The 18,041-nt window shown below is 65.9% G+C and carries 13 protein-coding genes; 2 read left to right on the top strand and 11 right to left on the bottom strand.

Annotated elements, in window-relative coordinates:
- Positions 1-32: 32 nt before the first annotated feature.
- Complete coding sequence (locus V0R59_RS15335; protein ID WP_330078154.1) at positions 33-1,460, bottom strand: aminotransferase-like domain-containing protein; 1,428 nt, start codon at positions 1,458-1,460, stop codon at positions 33-35.
- Between the two features lie 422 nt (positions 1,461-1,882).
- Between V0R59_RS15335 and V0R59_RS15330 the strand changes: the two genes are divergently transcribed.
- The gene (locus V0R59_RS15330) at positions 1,883-3,301 is read left to right on the top strand and encodes an amino acid permease (protein WP_330078153.1); all 1,419 of its coding nucleotides are present in this window, start codon (positions 1,883-1,885) and stop codon (positions 3,299-3,301) included.
- A 230-nt stretch (positions 3,302-3,531) separates the two neighbouring features.
- On the opposite strand, the gene V0R59_RS15325 is transcribed toward V0R59_RS15330, so the two are convergent.
- Together V0R59_RS15325 and V0R59_RS15320 are read right to left on the bottom strand one after the other, a co-directional pair.
- Positions 3,532-4,716, bottom strand: coding sequence for a DUF3422 domain-containing protein (locus V0R59_RS15325; protein ID WP_330078152.1), 1,185 nt, complete (start codon positions 4,714-4,716; stop codon positions 3,532-3,534).
- Between the two features lie 141 nt (positions 4,717-4,857).
- Entirely contained in the window at positions 4,858-6,114 is a 1,257-nt protein-coding gene (locus V0R59_RS15320) for a hypothetical protein (RefSeq protein ID WP_330078151.1), read from the bottom strand.
- A 194-nt stretch (positions 6,115-6,308) separates the two neighbouring features.
- Between V0R59_RS15320 and sodC the strand changes: the two genes are divergently transcribed.
- Positions 6,309-6,836 (top strand): superoxide dismutase [Cu-Zn] SodC, encoded by a 528-nt coding sequence (gene sodC, locus V0R59_RS15315; protein WP_330078150.1) that lies wholly within the window; start codon positions 6,309-6,311, stop codon positions 6,834-6,836.
- A gap of 145 nt (positions 6,837-6,981) precedes the next feature.
- Here the strand turns inward: sodC and V0R59_RS15310 are convergent, their stop codons facing one another.
- From V0R59_RS15310 to V0R59_RS15275, 8 genes are all read right to left on the bottom strand, one after another.
- Positions 6,982-8,586, bottom strand: coding sequence for an ABC transporter ATP-binding protein (locus V0R59_RS15310; RefSeq protein ID WP_330078149.1), 1,605 nt, complete (start codon positions 8,584-8,586; stop codon positions 6,982-6,984).
- On the bottom strand, positions 8,583-9,476 hold the full coding sequence (locus V0R59_RS15305; RefSeq protein WP_330078148.1) for an ABC transporter permease: 894 nt from the start codon (positions 9,474-9,476) through the stop codon (positions 8,583-8,585). The genes V0R59_RS15310 and V0R59_RS15305 overlap by 4 nt, the downstream gene beginning before the upstream one ends.
- Position 9,477: 1 nt before the next feature.
- Positions 9,478-10,428 carry an ABC transporter permease gene (locus tag V0R59_RS15300; RefSeq protein WP_330078147.1) on the bottom strand — a complete coding sequence of 317 codons (951 nt, stop codon included), beginning with the start codon at positions 10,426-10,428 and terminating at the stop codon, positions 9,478-9,480.
- Positions 10,425-12,053 carry an ABC transporter substrate-binding protein gene (locus V0R59_RS15295; protein WP_330078146.1) on the bottom strand — a complete coding sequence of 543 codons (1,629 nt, stop codon included), beginning with the start codon at positions 12,051-12,053 and terminating at the stop codon, positions 10,425-10,427. Before V0R59_RS15295 ends, V0R59_RS15300 begins: the two co-directional genes overlap by 4 nt.
- A gap of 54 nt (positions 12,054-12,107) precedes the next feature.
- Positions 12,108-14,516 carry a TonB-dependent receptor plug domain-containing protein gene (locus V0R59_RS15290; protein ID WP_330078145.1) on the bottom strand — a complete coding sequence of 803 codons (2,409 nt, stop codon included), beginning with the start codon at positions 14,514-14,516 and terminating at the stop codon, positions 12,108-12,110.
- Between the two features lie 319 nt (positions 14,517-14,835).
- A complete protein-coding gene (locus tag V0R59_RS15285) occupies positions 14,836-16,419 on the bottom strand; it encodes a rhodanese-related sulfurtransferase (RefSeq protein WP_330075537.1) in 1,584 nt (527 codons plus the stop codon).
- The gene (locus V0R59_RS15280; RefSeq protein ID WP_330075538.1) at positions 16,416-17,024 is read right to left on the bottom strand and encodes a cysteine dioxygenase family protein; all 609 of its coding nucleotides are present in this window, start codon (positions 17,022-17,024) and stop codon (positions 16,416-16,418) included. Before V0R59_RS15280 ends, V0R59_RS15285 begins: the two co-directional genes overlap by 4 nt.
- A 110-nt stretch (positions 17,025-17,134) precedes the next feature.
- Positions 17,135-17,962 (bottom strand): hypothetical protein, encoded by an 828-nt coding sequence (locus tag V0R59_RS15275; RefSeq protein ID WP_330075539.1) that lies wholly within the window; start codon positions 17,960-17,962, stop codon positions 17,135-17,137.
- Positions 17,963-18,041 lie beyond the last annotated feature (79 nt).

Here is an 18,041-nt window from a genome sequence, read left to right as displayed (position 1 = left end):
GGTATCGGGCAACGGTAGACCATTTCCGGGCGCTAACGGTCCTTACCCGCCCGCACATGCTTGACCAGCAGCTTCTCCAGTTGCTCCCAGAGTGCCGGGTCGGTACTGAACGCCACGTTGAAGCGCATCCAGCCGGTAGCCTGGGCATCGACCATGAACAACTGCCCGGGGCCGAGCATGATGCCCTGGTCCAGCGCGTCGTCGAGCAGCGCCGCGCTGTCGGCGATGGCCGGGTGGCGGGTCCAGATGTACATGCCTTCGTCGCCCTCGATGAAGCGCTCGAAACCGAGCCGCGCCAGTTGCCGGCCCACTTCCTGGTGCGCCTCGGCCAGGCGCTGGCGCAGGCGCTTGAGGTGCTTGCGCCAGCGACCGTCGGTGATCGCCGCATACACCACCCGTTCCATCACCTGGGAGGTGGTCAGGCCCGAGCGCATCTTCAGTTGCAGCAACTGCTGCATCAGCTCCGGGTTGGCCAGCATGTAGCCGACCCGCACGTTGGGCGAGATGCTCTTCGAGTAGCTGCCGACATACACCACCTGCTGCAGGTGGTCGAGGCTGGTCAGGCAGGGCAGGGGTTCTTCGATCATGTCGGCGTAGAGGTTGTTCTCCACCAGGCGGAAGCCGTGCCGGGTCGCCAGTTGCAGCAGGCGGTGCAGTTGCACCAGCGGCGTGCGGGTGCAGGTCGGGCTGTGCAGGTGCGGCTGGGTGAAGAACACCGTCGGACGGTGCTCGGCCAGCAGGTTTTCCAGATGGTCCAGGTCGTAGCCGTTGGGCGTGCGCGGCACCCCCACCAGGGTCGCGCCCTGGAAGCGCAGGATGCTCATCAGGTTGGGATAACCAGGGTCGTCCACCAGCACCACGTCGCCGGGACGGACCAGGGTCCGCACCGCCAGGTCCAGGGCCTGGCTGGCGCCGTGGGTGAGCATCAGCTGGTTCGGCGGGACGACGATGCGCAGGTCCTGCTGCAGGTTCTGCGCGGTCAGGGTGCGCAGTTCGGCCAGGCCCATGGGATCGCCGTAGCCGCTCAGTTCCAGGACGCTGCTGGCCACCTGGCGCAAGCCGCGGCGCAGGCCGTCCTCGAACATCCAGTCGTTGGGCAGCCAGCCGCAGCCGGGCTTGAACGCCAGTTGCCGGCTTTCGAAGATCTGCTGCAGGTACCACTCGGAGTTGAACGCCGGCTTGGCCGTGTCCGGCTCGCTGGCCTGGGCGTCGAGCAGGTCGCCGGCGGCGCGGTTGACGAAGAAGCCGGCCGTGCCGCGGCTGACCAGCAGACCCTGGGCCACCAGGCGGTCGTAGGCCTCGACCACGGTGAAGGTACTCACCGAATAGGTCGCGGCGAAGGCGCGGATCGACGGGACCTTGGCGCCGGGCTTGAGGGTCTGGTTCTCGATCGCTTCGCGCAGGCCGTTGATGATCTGGTTCACCAGCGGGGGCGAGGCGTCGGGGCGTAGTTCGAACATGTGGAAGCTGTGCCTTGGGTGAGCATGGTGCCGGCCGCGCCTGCGCTGTATTGCATTGGCGGCCTGTACAGTGCAGTGAAGATTAGTCGGCACTGTGCATGGCTCTTGAGGCCGGACATTTTTACATTAGGTATCAGTTACCGCTAGATCAAAGCCGTGAAGCTTCATGAACAACCGCTCGTCGAACCATGAACCCCTGATGCCCGGCCCGGCCGTGCATTTCACCCGCTGATTCCTCGCAGTACTTCCCAGGCTTAGCGGACGAGCCTGGGCGCGATACGCCTGCCCGGCGTTCGACCGTTCGTCGGTCGGGGCGGTGGCGCGCACGTCAAATCAGAGCAGCTGATGCAACAGGGGGCGCGACGTCATGTCACGCCCCTGTCGAGTTTCCTTGGATAAAAAGAACACGGGGTAGACCACTGATGGACGCAACATCCACATCGGCTTCGGCAACGAAGTCCGAGCACGAGAGCAAGCTGGCGGCTTCGCTCAAATCACGCCACCTGACCATGATGTCGATCGCCGGGGTCATCGGCGGCGCGCTGTTCGTCGGTTCCGGCAGCGTGATCCACAGCGCAGGCCCGGCCGCGGTACTGGCCTACCTGGCCGGCGGCATCCTGGTGGTGCTGGTCATGCGCATGCTGGGCGAGATGGCGACGTCCTCGCCGGACACCGGCTCCTTCTCCACCTACGCCGAGCGCGCCATCGGCCGCTGGGCCGGTTTCACCATCGGCTGGCTGTACTGGGGCTACTGGGTGATCCTGATGGCCTGGGAAGCCTATGTCGCCGGCAAGATCCTGCACGGCTGGTTCCCCTCGGTGAGCATCAACGAATTCGTGTTGATGGCGACCCTGGCGCTGATCTGCGTGAACTTCTTCAACGTCAAGCACTACGGCGAGTTCGAGTTCTGGTTCGCCCTGATCAAGGTGGTGGCGATCGTCTGCTTCCTGGTGGTCTGTGCTGCGGCGGTGATGAACCTGTGGCCTGTCGGTGAGGTCAGCGGCATGGCCAACCTGACCGCCCACGGCGGCTTCATGCCCAACGGCATCGAGTCGGTGGTGGTGGCCATGCTCGGTGCGATGTTCGCCTTCCTCGGTGCGGAAATCGTCACCATCGCCGCTTCCGAGTCCAAGGACCCGGCCGGCCAGATCGTCAAGGCGACCAACTCGGTGGTATGGCGCGTCTGCCTGTTCTACATCGGCTCGATCTTCCTGATCGTCTGCCTGGTGCCGTGGAACGACCCGCTGATGGGCACCTCCGGCTACGGTTCGTACCGTCGGACCCTGGAACTGCTGGGTATCCCGGGCGCCGAGTTCGTGATGAACTTCGTGGTCCTGACCTCGGTCAGCAGCTGCCTGATCTCGGCTCACTACACCGCCTCGCGCATGCTGTTCTCCCTGGCCCAGCGTGGCGATGCCCCGGCGATCTTCAAGATGACCCGTGCCGGCACCGGCGTACCGGTGTTCGCCATCATCGGCTCGTGCTCGATCGCGATCTTCTGCGCCCTGATCAACTTCAGCGAAGCCCTGCGTCCGAAGGACGTGCTGGACACGCTGATGAACACCACCGGCATGATCGCCATGCTGGTGTACCTGGTGATCGCCTGCTCGCAGTTGAAGATGCGCCGCAAGCTGGAAGCCGAAGGCAAGCAGATCCGCCTGAAGATGTGGCTGTTCCCGTGGCTGACCTACCTGAGCATCGTGTTCATCGTCGGTTGCCTGGTGACCATGGCGTTCGTCGAGGAGTACCAGGTGCTGGTGGTGTCCACCGGTATCGCGGCGATCGTCGTGGCGCTGATCGGTGTGATCGTGCACCAGCGGGCGCTCAAGCAGGCTGCCTGATGGCCTGAGACTGTGTGTCCTGCGCGAGCTGCGCTGTCGCGCAGATAACAGGTCTGAGAGCCACGTGGACCCTGTGGGAGCGGGTTCACCCGCGATTGCGATAGTGAATTCACCGACGCCATCGCGGGTAAACCCGCTCCCACAAGTCCCCGCTGAATCAATGAGTCATGCGGTGTTCTTTGATAGCTGGCTTGCCAGCTCCCGCAGGGTTTTCCAGCAGCCTTGAAATCTCAATGCTGCTTGGCCTTCCTGATCCGCAACAGGATCACCCCCAGGATCAATCCCGCCACCGGCGCCAGCCCCACCAGGGTATCCAGCCCCGCATACAACAGCTTGAACAGGCTCAGCAGGTAGTAGGTGATCGCAATGATCGACAGGCCTTCCACCGCCCGCTGGATCTTGACCTGCGATTCCGCCCGGGCATTCAGGCTGCGCAGGATCTCCGCGTTCTGCTCCTCCATCTCCACCTGCACCCGCGCCTGCAACAGGTCGCCGAGATTGGCCACGCCCTTGGCCAGATGGTCCAGGCGCTGCTCGGTGGCGGCGCAGTAACGCACGGTGGGCTTGAAGCGCCGCTCGATGAACACCCCCAGGCGCTGGCAATCGTCCACATGCCCTTCGCGCAGCTCCGCCAGGCGCTCGAACACCAGCTGCGCATAGGCCTGGGTGGCGCTGAAGCGATGCCGGCTCTTCACCGTACCGGCCACCACCTGGCGCGACAGCTCGGCGATATCCTCCAGCAGCACCTTGGCCTGCACGCCACTGGCGCCGGCATTGCGCTCGGACAGCTTGACCAGGCTGCGGTCGAAGCCGTCCAGCTGCGGCGCCAGGGCCTTGGCCGTGCTCAGGGCCAGCGAGGCCATCATGCGGTAGGTCTCGATCTCCAGCAGGCGGCGGATCATCCGTCCCAGGCGGTAGGCGTTGAGCCGGCGGTTGACGAACAGCAGGCGGTTGTTGCCCTGCTCATCGAGGCGGAAATCGCTCCACACCACGGCATCGCCGCCGCCGACGCTGGACCCGGCGGGGTCCTTGAAGCCATGGCGGGCCAGTTGCAGCCCGGCTTCCTCGCGCACCAGCACCTGCATGGCATTGATCATCCGTTCGCGGTACGGCGCGATGGCCTCGGCCAGGGCGGCTGGCAGTTCGCTCCAGTCTGGCGCGTCGCAGGCAGCAGGACGAACCAGGGTCAGGGTGAAGAACTCCGAGTGCCGCTCCCACTTGAACGGGCAGCCGTCGAAACGGGTGATGCCCTGCACCGCGTCGGTGTCGGCCTGCGGGCAGCAACGCCGGAGCAGGGCGTCGCAGTCGCGCTGGCCGCCGATGAAGGCGAGGTGGAAGACATGCGCCGGGGCGTCGAAATACAGCGACGGGCGGGCGTGCAGCTCGTTGTGCAAGGCGGTGCGTTCGGGGTGCATGAGGGGTCTGCCGGCATTTGTTGTGTTTATCTGCGGATGCAACTACATCCTTGAACTGACTCGGAGCGCATCGATCGAGTCACGTCCACCCGGCTGACAAAGTGTCGCAGGCCCGCGGGACGGGCCTGGTGTCCGCGTCGTTCAGGCCGGCGCCTGGTCGACCTCGACAGTGCTGGCTGGCTCCGCGGAAGCCTGGGCCAGCTTCAGCAAGCAGCTTTCCCGGCTGTTGCCATCCGAAAGGGTGTGGCTCAGCACGGCTGTCAGCGCCCGGCAATGGATCTCGAAGAAGTCGGCCGCGCTGTCGTCGAGGTCGCCGCCATTGGCCTGGACGTGCAGATCGACCAGCGAACGCCGGGCGGAGATCAGATAGATCGGGCCGTATTTCTCGCGAGGATGCGGCTCCAGCGTCCAGGGCGTTGGCGTGCGCTTGTTCAAGGCGGCAAGGACCTCCTTCAGTATTTCCTCACCCGCCTGGGCCTGGTCCCAGACCCACAGGCCAAATCCCACTGACAGATCTGGTATGCCTTCTGTAGCGGGTTTCAGGTGTTCGTAGACCTCGCCTGCCACCACGCCACTCCAGAGAATGAACTGGGCATCGTAGCAGCGGATACCGCCATTGCTCAGGATCCCTCCGTGGAAGTGTGGCCAGACGAACTCACCGTTGCTGCCGCCCCGGGGGGCTTTGAGCACCTGCAGGCCGGCGGCAGGCAGCTCGATGCTCAGCCGATTCGAGGCGATCCGGCCGAGATTGGACAGACCTTGCATCAGGCGCTGGTACGCCGGATAGACGGTGATGTCCTCCAAGGCGATTCGGGTACCGTTCATGCCGTGTTCTCCGAGAAATAGCATCAGTTGGCGGGTGATGTAGTGCAAGGTGGAGCCAGTTGTGCCGCCATCGTTTGCAAGGAAGTCCCGCATGTATTTTTCCACGGCACTCCAATACAGCGTGCGCTGGTCCCAGCCATCCGGGGGGAGCGTGTACTGGGTCAGCAGGACGATTCCCCCGCGGGGTTCGTTGCGTTCACGCAGGTACGTGTCATACAGATTCAACTGGTCGATCTCGCCGTCATCGTCAGAGTGGCGCGTGAAGCCGGCGGCGATCTTGTTCTCGATGATGAAGAGAAAACCTTCGCCGCGACCGACGAGGTCGGGACGCTTGCCTTCGCCGCGGTGGCCGGGACCGATGACGTGCTGGGTTTCCCAGACCAGGCTGGCGCAGCCGGCCGCGTCTGGCAGTCCTTCAGGGGGCTGCTTGAACAGACTGCCGAGGACGTGCTCGATCTTGCCGGCGACCGTGGCCTGCCGCAGCCATTCGGCGAGCAATTCGGTGAGGAAGTCTTCCAGGGGCGTGCGAGTGTCCCGCTGGCGAAAGGTGAACAAGCGGTGGAAGAAGCTCATATCGGTCCTGGCCCCATGAATGGCGTCATAGTGCCATGATTTGCGCCTCCGTAAGGGCTTCCTGTGGCGCACGCCCGGAATTTGCCTTATGGAGCCGTTGCCTTATGTTTCCGAGAGTGATTTTCATTCGAAGCCGTGCCGGCTTTTGTCTAAGCTCTACAACCGATTTCTCCGCGATATAAGGAACGTGTCTCATGAAAAAGTGGATTGCCCTGTCAGTTGCCCTGTGTGCCAGTGCCGCAGTGCAGGCTGCCGATTCGCTCAAGGTCGAACTCAAGGAAGCCACCGCCCAAGGCGAGGGCAAGAGCGTCGGTTTCGTCACCATCACCGAGAGCAAGTACGGTGCGGTCTTCACTCCCGAGCTGAGCGGCGTGGCGCCGGGCGTGCATGGTTTCCACGTCCACGCCAACCCGAGCTGCGCGTCCACCGAGGCCGATGGCAAGCCGGTGCCGGCGGGTGGAGCCGGTGGCCACTGGGATCCGCAGAACACCGGCAAGCACAGCTTCCCGTGGGATGACGCCGGCCACATGGGCGACCTGCCGGCGCTGCTGGTGACTGCCGACGGCAAGGCGGCGCAGCCGGTACTGGCGCCGAAGATCAAGAAGCTGGATGACCTGAAGGGGCATGCGCTGATGATCCATGTCGGCGGCGACAACCATTCCGATCATCCGGCACCGCTGGGTGGCGGGGCGGCGCGGTTTGCCTGTGGCGTCATCAAATAAGGGTTTGTGCGGACATGAAAATCCCGGCCATCAGGCCGGGATTTTTTGTTGGTCTTCCGGGCCCTATCGCGGGTAAACCCGCTCCCACACAGATCCAGGTGGGAGCGGGTTTACCCGCGATGAGGCCCGCAAGATCGCCAGAGAATCAGGCCACTGCCAGCCTGCGCCCCGGCACCGCCTCCAGCAACTCCCGGGTATAAAGCTCCCGCGGCTGCTCCAGCACCTGCCGTGCCTCCCCCTGTTCCACCACCTGCCCCTGCTTCAGCACCACCACCTGGTGCGCCAGGCTGGCCACCACCGCCAGGTCATGGGACACCAGCACATACGCCACCCCCAGCTCCGCCTGCAGCTCGCGCAGCAGGTCGAGGATCTGCGCCTGCACCGACACATCCAGCGCCGACACCGGCTCGTCCAGCAACAGCAGGTCCGGCTGCAACGCCAGGGCCCGGGCGATCGCCACGCGCTGGCGCTGGCCGCCGGACAGCTCCCGCGGCAGCCGATCCAGGTAACTCGCCGGCAACTGCACCTGCTCCATCAGCCGGCGCGCTGCCTGCTCCAGCTCACGCCCCTTGAGCAAGCCGAACGACACCAGCGGCTCGACCACGCTCTGGTAGATGCTGAACCGCGGGTCGAGGGCGGCGAAGGGGTTCTGCTGCACCAGTTGCATGCGTTGGCGCAGCGGCCTGAACTGCTTCCAGCTCAGCCTGCCGATATCCTGCCCGGCAAAGCGCACCTGGCCGCTGCTCGGTTGTTCCAGGCCGAGGGCCAGGCGCAGGCTGGTGCTCTTGCCCGAGCCCGACTCGCCGACGATGGCCAGGGTCTGCGCGGGGTAAACCTCCAGGCTGAGGTCCTGCAGCGCCTGGAAGCTGCGGCCCTGGGGCAGGCTGAAGACCTTGCCCACGCCGTCGAAGCTGAGCAGCGGCTGGCGCCCTTCAATGTCAACCGGCAAAGGCCGCGGCGTCTCGCCAAAGGCCGGTGCGGCGGCCAGCAGCTCACGGGTATAGGCATGGCCGGGAGCCGACAGCACGTCCCGCGCCACGCCGCTTTCCACCACTTCGCCCTGGCGCATCACCAGTACCCGGTCGGCCCGGTCGGCGGCCACGCCGAGGTCGTGGGTGATGATCACCAGGGCGATGCCCCGGGCCTTCACCAGTTGCTCCAGGTGATCGAGGATGCGCTTCTGCACCGTGACGTCGAGGGCGCTGGTGGGCTCGTCGGCGATGATCAGCTGCGGCTCGCCGGCCAAAGCGATGGCGATCAGCACGCGCTGGCGCATGCCGCCGGAGAGCTCATGGGGGTACTGCACCGCGCGCAGGGCCGGGTTGTCGATGCCGACCTGCTCCAGCAACTCCAGCACATCGGCATCCAGCCCCGGATAACGCTTGCCATGGCGCAGCACCAGGCTTTCGCCGATCTGCTTGCCGATGCTCAGGGTCGGGTTGAGGCTGACCATCGGGTCCTGGGGCACCAGGCCGACCACCCGCCCGCGCAGGCGCTGCTTGGCCCGTTCGCTGGCATGGCTGATGTCTTGCCCGGCGACGGCCAGGCGGCCACCGTCGATCCGCGCCGTCACCGGCAGCAGGCCGAGCAGGGCACTGGCCAGGGTGGTCTTGCCGGAGCCGGATTCGCCAACGATGGCCAGGGTCTCGCCGGGTTCCAGGTGAAAGCTGACGCCACGTACCGCCTCGGTCACGCGGCCGCCGCTGTAGTAGCTGACCCGCAGGTCGTGGACATCGATCAGGCGGCTCATCGTTGCACCTCTTCGAAGGTCCGGGCGATATGGTTGAGGCTGAACACCACCAGCACCAGGAACAGCCCCGGCAGCAGCGAGACCCAGGGCGCGGTGATAAGGAAGTGGCGGCCGTTGGCGATCAGCGTGCCCCATTCCGCCGCCGGCGGCGCGGCACCGAAGCCGAGGAAGCTGAGGCCGGCGGTGGCGAGGATCGCCGCGCCGACATCCAGGGTGGCGAGCACCGCCACCGGGCCCCAGGCGTTGGGCAGCACATGGCGCAGCAGGGTGCGGCCCCAGCTGGCGCCGCCCAGGCGGGCCGCCTCGACATAGGGCAGGGTCTTGATCCGCAAAACCTCGGCGCGGGTGGTGCGGGCGAAGCCGGGAATGATGCCGACACCCACGGCAATGGCCACCGGAATGGTGCCGAAGCCGATGGCGGTGACGATGGCCAGGGCCAGCAGCAGGCCGGGCAAGGCCAGCAGCACGTCCACCAGGCGCATGATCAGCGCATCCACACGGCCGCCGACAAAGCCCGAGACGATGCCCAGGCCAAGGCCGCTGACCAGCGCCAGACCCACTGCGAGCAGGGCCGCTTCCACCGACAGGCGCGCGCCGTACAGCACCCGGGTATACAGGTCGCGGCCCAGCTCGTCGGTGCCGAACCAGTGGCTCAGGCTGGGCGGCAGCAGCTTCGCCGAGGGCTGCGTGGCGTAGGGATCGACCTGGGTGAACAGCCACGGCGCCAGCGCGGCGACCAGAGTGAACAGCACCAGCAGCAGGGCGACCACGAAACCGGGCCGGCGTAGCAGCGGCGCGGCCTGGTCGAGCAGGCGTTGCAGGCGGCGGCGCGGACGCCAGGCGTCGGCTGCGGGCAGGGCACGGGCAAGAGGGCGGTGCAGGACGGTCATCTCAGGTCACCTTGGGCGCATGGGTGATGCGCGGGTCGAGGATCGGATAGAGCAGGTCCACCAGCAGGTTGACCAGCACGAAGGCGGCGGCGGACACCGCAACCACCGCCAGCACCAGGGGAATGTCCTGGCGCAGCACGGCTTCCTGGACCAGGCGGCCGACGCCGTTGCGGGCGAAGATGGTTTCCACCAGCACCGCGCCGGACACGGTGTTGCCCACCTGCAGGCCGACCAGGGTCAGCAGCGGCAGGGCGGCATTGCGAAACGCATGGCGCGCCTGGACCTGGGCACGGCTCAGGCCCTTGGCCCAGGCGGTGGCGATATAGGGCTCGCGCCAGACGTCCTGAAAGCCCCGTTGCAGCACCTGGGCGTACACCGCGGCGCTGGGGATGGCCAGGGTCACCGCCGGCAGCACCAGGCTGTCGAAGCCGACGCTGCCGGTGGCCGGGAACCAGCCCAGGCCGAAGGCGAACACCTGGATCAGCAGCAGCCCCATCCAGAACACCGGCACGGCGAAGCCCAGGGCCGGCAGGCGGGCGAGGAACACCTTGAGCGGTTGCCAGCGCACGTAGGCCGCCAGGTAGGCCAGGCCGACCCCGCCGACCAGCGACAGGAGGATGGCCAGCCCGGCCAGGCTCAGGGTCTGCGGCAGGCGTTCGGCGAGGATCTCGGTGACCGGGCGGTTCAGCGTCAGCGACTGGCCGAGATCACCCTGCAACACGCCCAGCAGCAGGTCGAGGTAGCGTTCGATCAAGCCTTGGTCGAGCCCGTAGTAGCTGCGCGCCTGGGCCAGTTGCTCAGGCGACAGCGCGTCAATCTCCATGCCCGAGGCGCTGAGCATGATGCTCAGCGGATCCCCCGGCAGCAGATAGAGGATGAAGTAGGTGATGCTGTACGCGCCCCACAGCACCAGCGCGGCCTGGGCGATGCGGCCGAGCAGATAGCGGCTCATGGCTTGACCTCGATGTCGTTGAGGAAGGCGAAGCCTTCGGCGCTCCAGCGGAAGTTCTGCACCCGTGGCGACGTCGCCGCCTGCCACACCCGCTCGTACACCGGGATCGCCGAGCCCTGGTCGATCAGCAGGTCCTGCAGCTGGCCGTAGGCATCGGCGCGCTGGCCTGGGGTGGTGGCGGTCAGGCCGGCGTCGAACAGGCCCTGGGCCTGGGGCAGCACGGCCGGGGCGTAGCTGTTGGTGGCCAGGGTCGAGCTGTTGGCGCTGCGCGGGTCGAGGATGGTCTGCAGGACGATCGGGTCGGCGCGGGTCATGTAGGTGTAGGTCAGGTCGTAGTTGCCGGCGGCGTTGCCCGCGGCCCACTCGGCGGTGGTCTGCACCCGCAGCTTGAGATCGATGCCGACCTTGCGCAGTTGGTCCTGGATCAGCACATCGCCGGGGGTTTCCTTGCCGGCCAGGCTGTAGACCAGGGTCAGGCGCTTGCCGTCCTTGTAGCGGTAGTTGTCCGGGCCCAGGCGCCAGCCGGCGCTGTCCAGCAGCTGCGCCGCGCCTTGCGGGTCGTAGGCGAGCTTGTCGCCCTGGCTGCGGAAGTACGGCGTGGTGACGTCGTACACCCCGTCGACCACCGGAAACGCGGCGCTGTACACCGTGCTCGCGTAGCTCTTGCGGTCGATGGCCTTCTGCACGGCCAGGCGCACCTGGTGGTCGGCGAGGATGCGCTGGTTGCGCGTGTTGGGATAGAGGTTCCAGGCCGGTCCCGGCAGGGAGCGGCTCTGAATGGTCGCGGCATTGCGCTGCAGCAGTTGCAGGTCGACCTCGGAGAACGGCACCCGCGGCCAGAGGATATCCACCTTGCCCTGCAGGAACAGGCCGTTGCGCACGCTTTCCTCGGGGATATAGCTGACCTCGATGGCGGACAGGTGCGCGTCACCCTTGTTCTGCACGTTGGCCGAGGCCCAGGCATAGCCTTCGCGACGCACCAGGCGCAGGCCGCTTTCCGGGGTGTAGTGGTCGATCTTGAACGGCCCGGTGCCGATCACCGCGCCGAGGGAGCGCTCCTTGACGCTCTTGCGGTAGGACTCGGGGGCGAGGATCGACAGGTTGGTGGTTGAGGTGGCCTGGAGGAAGCCGGCGTTGGGTGTCTTCAGCACCAGCTTGATGGTGTAGGGGTCGAGGATCTCGGCATGGTCGTAGCCGGCCAGGTAGGTGGCGCCGAAGGCGCTCGGCAGTTCCGTGGCGAAGGCCTTGTTGCTGTCGAAGGCGGTCTTCACGGCCTGGGCATCGAACACCTCGCCGTTGCTGAAGGTCACGCCCTGGCGCAGGTGGAAGGTGTACTCGCGGGCGTCGGGACTGATCTCCCAGCTTTGCGCCAGCCAGGGAATGATCTGGCCGCTTTGCGGGTCCTGGTCGGTCAGGGCTTCGACCACGTTGCGCAGGACCACTCGGTGTTCGATCCAGTAGACCTGGAAGGGGTCGATGCTGACCAGTTGAGTGTTGTCGCTGAAGAAGGCGATCTTCAGCGTGCTGGCGGCCTGGGCATCGGCCTGGCCGGGCTTGCAGCCACCAAGGGTCAGGCCCAGGGCCAGCAGGATGGCCGTGCTGGCCAGGGTTCGTTGCAGTCGCATGGGCGGGTCCTCGTCGAGGGCCGCACCGCATCCCGGCGGTGCGGCCGGATGGGCTTAGAAGTCGTAGGCGATCTTGCTGTACCAGTAGCCGCCACCAGGGTGGAACGGCGGGTTGCCGTAGGGCGCCAGGCCCAGCGGGCTGTATACCGCGTGCTTGTCGGGACGTACGTCGAACAGGTTGGTGGCGCCGACGCTGACGGTCAGCTGGTCGAAGAAGGTGTAGGCGATGTCCAGGTCGGTGATCCACTTGGCGCCGAAGCTGCGGTCGCCGCTGGGGTTGACCGCGAGGGTCTTGACGCTGCCGTAGCGGGTGGTCTGCAGGTTGATGGCGAGGTCGTCGACCTTCCAGTTGGCGCCGAGGATCCACTTGGTCTCGGGGCTGGCCACGGTCAGGTCGCCCTCGCGGTCGCGCCCCACCAGGGTGATCCCGGAACCGGCCAGCGAGGCCGGGGTATCGCGCACGTCCTGGATGCTGGTCTTGTTCCAGTTGAACGCCAGGCTCCAGCGCACGTCGCCCCAGGCGCCCAGGTCGGTGCTGTGGTCGGCGACGATGTCCAGGCCCTTGGTCCGCGTGTCGTAGGCGTTGGTGTAGTAGTTGACCCAGGTCCCGGGGGCGACGCCCTGGCTTTGCAGGATGCTGGTGATCACGCCGTTGCCCTGGTCGTAGATGTTGCTGGTCAGGGTGATGCGGTCGTCGATGTCGATCAGGTAGGCATCGGCGGTGATGCTGGTGCGTGGCGCCGGTTGCCAGGTCAGGCCGAGGCCGAGGTTGCGCGACTTCTCGGGCTTGAGCTTGTCGCCGCCGAGGGCCGCGGCCAGGCTGCTGTCGGACGGCGTCAGGCGGGTCACTGCCGGGACCACGTTGCCGTTGACGTCGGTGGCGACCCGGTTGTCGGCCACGGTGTAGCCGATCTGGGTCAGCGAGGGGGCGCGGAAGCCGGTGCCGATGGTGCCGCGCACGGCCACTTGATCGGTCAGTTCGTAGCGTGAATTGAGCTTGAGGCCGAAGGTGTTGCCGGAATCGTCGTCGTAGTGCTCGACGCGCCCGGCCAGGTCGAGGAACCAGCGCTCGGTGAGGTCGAAGCCAAGATCCAGGTAGGCGGCGTAGTTGTTGCGGATCAGGCTGACCTCGTCTTCCGGGCGCAGGGTAACGGCGGCCTGGGCCCCGGAAGCGGCGGGGTAGCTGCCGGTGATGTAGGCCTCGCGGTCGCCGGCGAAGGTGCTGAAACGCTCCCAGCGATGTTCCAGGCCGGCCGAGACCTGGACCGGCGAGGTCAGGCCGAACAGGCTGTCGTAGCGGCGGGTCAGGTCGAAGTTGTTGACCCATTGCTCGAAGCGGAAGGTCGCCAGGTTGTCGAACTTGGTCGGTGTGGCCGTGCCCAGCGACGGGTTGATGTTGAAGTCGCTGGAGTGATGGATGTTGTTGCGCCCGTAGGTGGTGCTCAGGTCCCAGTGCCAGTCGGCGCGCTCGCCCTTGCCACCGAAGAGGAACTGGTAGTCGCGGTCCTTGATGTTGTTCAGCGGGTAGTAGCCGTCGGGAAACAGCTCGGGGACCGCTGCCGTGCCGGTGGGCAGGCGGAAGTAGTTGTAGGCCTCGGCGTCGCGTTCGCCGTAGGTGGCGTAGGAGTAGAGGGTCAGGGCGTCCAGCGGCAGCTCGGCGTTCCAGGCGACGTTGAAGGCCTTGATCTGCGGATCGCCGTTCTTGATCGCGACGCGGTCCCAGGCCGCCTGCTTCGCCGGGTCGGCGAAGGCACGCACGCTGCTGTCGGCCTTGTCGTTCCACTGCGCGGTGCCGCGCTTGCGGGCGTCGGCGGAGAGGTGCAGGAAGCCGCTTTCGCCGAGCTTGAAGCCCTGGTCGCCGGCCACCTTGATGGTCTCGCCCTGGCCGGAGTAGAGCTGGCCGTAGCTGCTCTCGACATGCCCGCCCGAGGCACCGGACTTGAGGATGATGTTGATCACCCCGGCCACCGCGTCGGAGCCGTACTGGGCGGCGGCGCTGTCCTTGAGCACTTCGATATGGTCGACGGCACTGACCGGGATCAGGTCGATGTCCACCGCGTTGGCGCCGCTGTTGTCGATGTTGCCGCGCTGGCCGACGGCGCCGTTGTGGCGGCGCTTGCCGTTGACCAGTACCAGGGTGTAGGCCGGGCCCAGGCTGCGGTTGCTCAGGGGCCGGGTGACCGAGTTGTAGCCGGCGATGTTGGTGCCGAAGTTGAACGACGGCAGCAGGCGCGAAATGGCTTCGGAGAGTTCGGCTCGGCCGGTCTTGAGCAGTTGTTCGCTGTTGATCACATCGATCGGTGCCGGACTGTCGGCGACGGTGCGCTCCTGGCCACGCACGCCGGTGGAGATCACGGTGACGGTGTCCAAGTGGGTGTCGCCGCTGGCGGCCTGGGCGGTGGGCGCGAGGCCGGCGAAGAGCAGGGCGGTGGTCAGGGCACTGAAAGGCAAGTGTCGGGGCATGCGGGCTTGGTCCATCGAAGCTGGCACTGGCCCGGGGTATGGGTACAGAGGGATCGCCTGGGGTCTTGAAGGGGTGACGAGATCGTCTGGGATCGATCTTATTTTTATAAGAACAGGAGTGGAAATTCTTTATTGGAATATCAATATTATTCTTTTAAGGAATTATTGATATTTATCAATATGCATTTAAATCATTTTATGAGTTTACTGAAATACCTGTAGGAGCGGGTTCACCCGCGATGGCGTCGGTGAATTCACTACCGCCATCGCGGGTGAACCCGCTCCTACAGGGGAAATGTGTGCCTGTTGAAGACCTGTGTCAGATCACGAAGAAGCCATGGGTGCCATCCCGGCGCAACTGCTCCACCAGGCCGAATTCCCAGTCCAGGTAGCCCTGCATCGCCTCCCGCGGGTTGTCCGTTCCTTCATAGGGGCGGCGATAACGGTCGCTGCGTGGCACCGCCAGGTGCGTCTCGCCATGCTCCAGCGTGCGGCCCTCGGCAATCCAGCGCCCGGTGCCGCCTTCCAGCAGGAACACCGGCTTGCGCGTCAGCGCCTGCAGGTCCTCGGCGGCGAAGCGTGCCAGCAGGCTGCTGCCGCAGGTCACCACGTAGCGCTCGGCCACCGGCAGTCGTTCCAGCGCCTGTGCCAGTTGCGCTCGGATCGCCCAGTGCGCGCCGGGGATATGCCGCTGCACGTAGTTGGCGCTGGTGGTGAAGTCCAGCAGCACGGTGTCACCGGCGGCCAGCCATTGCTGCAACTGCTCGCCATCGACCGACGGTGGCTGCGGCAGTGCCGGCAACGGCGGCTGCCAGTCGCCGCTATCACTGAAGTCCTTGCCGTCCAGGCCGTCGAGCACCGCCACCTGCCAGCCCATCTGCGCCAGCCACGAGCCACTCATGTTGGCGCGCACGCCATCGTCATCCACCAGCACGATGCGCGCGCCACGCACGCTGGCGTTGTGATCGGTTTCCTGCACCAGTTGCCCACCCGGGGTCGAGCGGCTGCCGGGGAGGTGGCCGTGGGCGTATTCCTCGGGGGTGCGCACATCGAACAGGTAAGTGGTGCGGTCTGCCTCGGCCTGCCAGGCCTGCAGGCCCTCCCGGGTGATTCGTGCCACGCCGGCCTTGTCCGCCACGGCACGGGCACGCACGGCAGCGTCGTCGCGGGTGGCCGGGGCGACCTCGGCGAAGCGTTGCGATTGGCCGTGGGCCAGGGTCTGCCCGGCCAGAGTCCAGCCGATGGTGCCGTTGCGCAGGGCCGATACCGGGTTGGGGATCCCGGCATTTACCAGCGACTGGGTGCCGATGATGCTGCGGGTGCGCCCGGCGCAGTTGACGATGACCCGGGTTGCCGGGTCCGGCGCCAGCTCGGCGACCCGCAGCACCAGTTCCGCCCCCGGCACACTGATGCCGCCGGGAATGCTCATGGTCTGGTATTCGTCGAAACGGCGGGCGTCCAGCACCACCACGTCGGCCTTGTCGTCCAGCAGGCGCTGCACCTCCTCGGCGGCCAGCGATGGCGTGTGGCGCAAGGACTCCACCAGTTCGCCAAAGGCCTTGCTCGGCACGTTGACGTCGCGGAACAGCTCCCCGCCCGCTTCGCGCCAGCCGGCCAGGCCGCCGTCGAGCAGGGCCACGTCGCTATAGCCCAGGGCGCGCAGACGCTGCGCCGCGATGGCGGCAAGGCCCTCGCCATCGTCATAGACGGTCACCGCCGTATCCCGGCGCGGCACCCGGGCGTAGATCTCGATTTCCAGTTTTGACAGGGGAATGTTGGCCGCGAACAGCGGATGCTCCAGGGCGAAGGGCGCTTCCTCGCGCACATCGATCAGGGCCAGTTCGTGTTTGTCCAGCAGGTGCTGGCGCAGCTCGGCATAGGAGCGGGTGGTCGCGGTGCTCATGGGGCGGGGTTCTCTTTGGACAGGTCCCAGATATTGGGCAGGCGGGTGTTGGAGTAGCCGGAAATGAAGGGCTTTTCGCTGCCGTCGGCGAGGAACACGGCACGCTTCACCGCGCCGATGTTGGCGCCGTACACATGGATGCTGATGGATACGCGATCGTCAAAGGCATTACTGACCTGGTGCACATCGCCGATGCGTGGAGACACCGCTTCCACGTGACCCGGTTCCAGGCGAACCGGGTTACCCGCCGGCACCAGGGCGCCGCTTTCGGTACGGGCGAAGCCCTGGGAGTACTCGGCGCCGCGCAGCATGCCGATCAGGCCCCAGACCCGGTGGTCGTGGATCGGGGTCTGCTGCCCCGGCCCCCAGACGAAGCTGACCACCGAGAAGCGCTGGCGCGAGTCGGCGTGCAGGAGGAATTGCTGGTAGCGGGTCGGGTCGGGCTGGGCCAGTTCCTCGGGCAGCCAGTCGTCATGGGCGACCAGTTGCTGCAACAGGTTCTGGCCGCGGTCGAGGATGGCGGCTTCGTCTTGCTCATGGTCGAGCAGTTCGGCGAGATCGCCGATGAACCGGCGAAGGCGGTCCAGGCGGAACGGTTGGGTCATGGTGGTCAGGCTCGGCTGCGGTTTTCCATGACCCTAGCAATGCGCGGATGATTCTCAAAATTCAATTTGTGCATAAGCTAATATGCAGAAAATTGATTTTAAGCTGGCCGTTACTTGCCTACGAAATACAGAGGCTCACCTTTTTTCAGGATTCGTGCCGGGACCGAGTCCTTACGCAGCCGCTGGCCCGGATAGTAGATGTAGATCCATTCCGGCAGGACCTTCGACATAAGCACCATGGAGTCCAGCGGCTTCATGTTGTTGCTGTACGCGTCTCCCCAATATTGCTCGTCGTGGACGAAGATCGGACCGTATGCCTGGCCGACATTGACCACTGCCGGTGAAGGTGTGGCCGGAGTGTCGAGTTGCACTGGCCGATGGTTGAAGATATCGCTGGCGTCAGCATAGACGCGCCCGCTGCCCGGCATGTACTTGCCCACTGTGAGTCGATCCGGAGAGCGCTTGTTCGGGAACACCTTGATCCGTGCGTCCTCCATGGTCTTCAAAACCAGGGAGGAGGCTTCTTCCGGGGAGTTCACCAGGTTCGCCGGCACCCATGCCACTGTCTGCACGTGCGCCACGGGAGGTCCCGATCCGCCCAGCAGCATCAGGCCGAGACCCAGGCCCAGTGCTGCACCGCTACTGAAACCGCTGGGGGGCGAAACGAAGTTGCCTGCGGTGATCGCGGCGTCACCAGCCGATGCACCATTGATACTGGGTGCAGCAGTCGTGGGACCGGCCACGGCCAACTCAAGGGGAATGTCCCGCTGTCCGGTAATGCCCATGGCATCCAGGATCAACATGGCGTCCGACCATTTTTCCCGCGGTACATCCTTGGGGTCGGGCAGCTCGATGGTTGGTCTGGAGGAGCAGCCGACCGCCAGGGTGATGGATACGGCCAGGAGGCTTGATAGGAGGGGGCGGGCATTTATTTGCAAGAAGAAAGTCCTTTTCGTTGTTGGGCGCCTTGCCGGCTAGCGCCGGCGCGAGTGAACGATGTCAAATTGACATTGGTTC

Origin of the sequence: Pseudomonas ulcerans (assembly GCF_036324125.1) — a bacterium.
Taxonomy (GTDB): domain Bacteria; phylum Pseudomonadota; class Gammaproteobacteria; order Pseudomonadales; family Pseudomonadaceae; genus Aquipseudomonas; species Aquipseudomonas ulcerans.
This window is presented reverse-complemented; position numbering and strand designations above follow the sequence as displayed.